We start from the raw sequence: 2358 nt of genomic DNA on the forward strand, positions 1-2358 counted from the left end.
CTTACGATCTCCGACACGGCCCCGCCCGACGCCGTACGACGGCCGTCCGTACGACGGTCGTCCGTACGGCAAGCAGCAGGGTGGCGAAGGGCCGTCAGCCGATCCGTTCGGCCAGGGCGAGCAGGATGCCCGAGGGGCCGCGGAGGTAGCAGAGGCGGTAGACGTCCTCGTACTGCGCCACCTCACCGATGAGTTCGGCACCGTGGCGGCGGAGGCGGGCGACGGTGTCGTCGATGTCGTCGACGGCGAACATCACCCGGTGCAGGCCCAGCGTGTTCGGCGGCGGGTTGTGCGATCCGTCGCGGATCGCCGCGGGGGCGTGGTACTGCGCGAGCTCCAGCTTGCCGTGGCCGTCCGGGGTCCGCATCATCGCGATCTCGCTGCGGACCCCGTCGAGCCCGACGGCCTGATCCGCGAAGAGGCCCTCGATCTGCGCCCTGCCCTCGACCTCCATGCCGAGTTCCGTGAAGAAGGCGACGGCGGCGTCCAGGTCGTCGACGACGATGCCGACGTTGTCCATCCGCTGGAGCGGCATGACGGTCTCCCTCTGCGTTGCGCGGTCCTCTGCGGAGTGCCGCCCTGCAACGACGGTCAGAGCCGGTACCGGGCCTCGCAGTGATGACAGTGGAACACGGCCACCGGCTCACCGGAACGGGACTGCAGGACGACCCACCCGAACGAGACCGCGGACAGCGCCCCGAGGACGAACGCGACCGCCGCACCCGTCGCACGGCCCGTCAGCAGCAGCTCGACGGCCAGGACGACGAGCACCCCGGCCGCCAGGAGCCGCCCGAGACCCCGGCTGCGGGCCACGGTCCGGTACCGCTCGCGCACCACCGTGAAGTCCGCCGTCTCCTCGCACCGCGAACACCCCGATCCCGGGGCCTCGCAGGCCTGCACCGTCTCGCCCCACACCTCGTCCGCCACCCGGCCAGCCTAGGGTTGCGTCCGGCCCATGGGAACGGCGAGCGGACGACCCGTTCAAGAACTGCCTTTCCCCCCACACACCGTGAGTGACGGGGTGCGGGTGTCAGACGAGTGCGAGGCTGATCTGCTCGTTGAAGATCACCCAGTGCTGACCGGGGTCACCGGCGTCGCACGGCCTCGTCGAGACGTTCGGGGTCTGCCAGGCGTTGGCGAGGCAGTGGATGCCGGGGTGCGGCGCCGGCGCAGCGGCCCCTGCCTGGCCTGCCGGCAGGAACGAAGCCGTCGGCGCCAGCGCGGAGAGGGTCCACGGCGTTCCGTTCGAAGGGCCTGCCTGGAGCGGGCCGTAGCCGGAGGACGAACACCCGTCGCGCCCCTCGGCCCCTTGAGGTCCTCCGCCGCCGGCGACGCTCCGCCGGCCCGGCCGCAGCCACCTGCACTCGGCGGGTTCCCCTGTTCCGAAGCGCCCGGCTGTGCCGCTCGGCGAGTGTTACGTTAGCGAGCCTAAGTAAAAGACATGAGGAGAGCGTCCATGGCAGAGCGTCCGGCCCGCAGGCCCCGGAAGCCGCACACCGCGCACGTCGTCCGCACCGAGCGGATCACCCCCCACATGCAGCGCGTCGTGCTCGGCGGCGACGGCCTCGCCGCGTTCCCGGCCGGCGCCTTCACCGACCACTACGTGAAGGTGCTGTTCGGTGCCGAGGGTGTGACCTATCCCGAGCCGTTCGACCTGGAGCGGATCCGCGAGGAGTTCCCGCGCGAGCAGTGGCCGGTGACCCGGACGTACACCGTCCGCGCCTGGAACGCCGAACTGCGCGAGCTCACCCTCGACTTCGTCGTCCACGGCGACGAGGGCCTCGCCGGTCCCTGGGCGGTGCGCGCCCGACCGGGCGAGACCGTCCGGTTCATGGGCCCCGGCGGCGGCTACGCGCCCGACACCACCGCCGACTGGCACCTGCTGGCCGGCGACGAGAGCGCCCTGCCCGCCATCGCCGCGGCCCTGGAGGCCCTGCCGGCCGACGCCGAGGTCCGCGCGTTCGTCGAGGTGGCCGGCCCCGAGGAGGAGCAGAAGTTCGACTCCGCCGCGGAGGTCGTCTGGCTGCACCGCGGCGACCGCCCCGTCGGCGAACGGCTCGTCGAGGCCGTCCGCGCGCTGGAGTTCCCCGCGGGCCGGGTGCACGCCTTCGTCCACGGCGAGGCCGGCTTCGTCAAGGAACTCCGGGCACTCCTGCGCGTGGACCTCGGGATCCCCCGCGAGGACCTCTCCGTCTCCGGCTACTGGCGGCTCGGCCACAACGAGGACGGTTGGCAGGCCTCCAAGCGCGAGTGGAACGCCCAGGTCGAGGCGGAGCAGGAGCGCCCCGCCTCCTGAGCCCGGCTCCCCCGTCGCGGAACGGCATCGGCTCCCGCCGCGCGTGGTCTGCGCGGCGGGAG

At 72.8% G+C, this 2358-nt stretch carries 3 protein-coding genes; 1 reads left to right on the forward strand and 2 read right to left on the reverse strand.

The window, feature by feature from the left end; genetic code table 11:
* Positions 1-94 precede the first annotated feature (94 nt).
* On the reverse strand, positions 95-535 hold the full coding sequence (locus ABZ641_RS33435; RefSeq protein WP_359988002.1) for a VOC family protein: 441 nt from the start codon (positions 533-535) through the stop codon (positions 95-97).
* A 56-nt stretch (positions 536-591) separates the two neighbouring features.
* Positions 592-927, reverse strand: a complete 336-nt coding sequence (locus tag ABZ641_RS33440) for a hypothetical protein (protein WP_344626135.1) — start codon at positions 925-927, stop codon at positions 592-594.
* 529 nt (positions 928-1456) lie between these two features.
* On the opposite strand from ABZ641_RS33440, the gene ABZ641_RS33445 reads away from it, so the two are divergent.
* The gene (locus tag ABZ641_RS33445) at positions 1457-2296 is read left to right on the forward strand and encodes a siderophore-interacting protein (protein WP_344626134.1); all 840 of its coding nucleotides are present in this window, start codon (positions 1457-1459) and stop codon (positions 2294-2296) included.
* The last annotated feature ends 62 nt before the right edge of the window (positions 2297-2358 follow it).

Source organism: Kitasatospora sp. NPDC007106 (assembly GCF_040634455.1).
GTDB lineage: Bacteria > Actinomycetota > Actinomycetes > Streptomycetales > Streptomycetaceae > Kitasatospora > Kitasatospora arboriphila.

Excerpts from the sequence above, each read along its gene's own strand:
- ABZ641_RS33435 (WP_359988002.1), bottom strand. The coding sequence starts at position 535 with ATGCCGCTCCAGCGGATGGACAACGTCGGCATCGTCGTCGACGACCTG.
- ABZ641_RS33445 (WP_344626134.1), top strand. The coding sequence starts at position 1,457 with ATGGCAGAGCGTCCGGCCCGCAGGCCCCGGAAGCCGCACACCGCGCAC.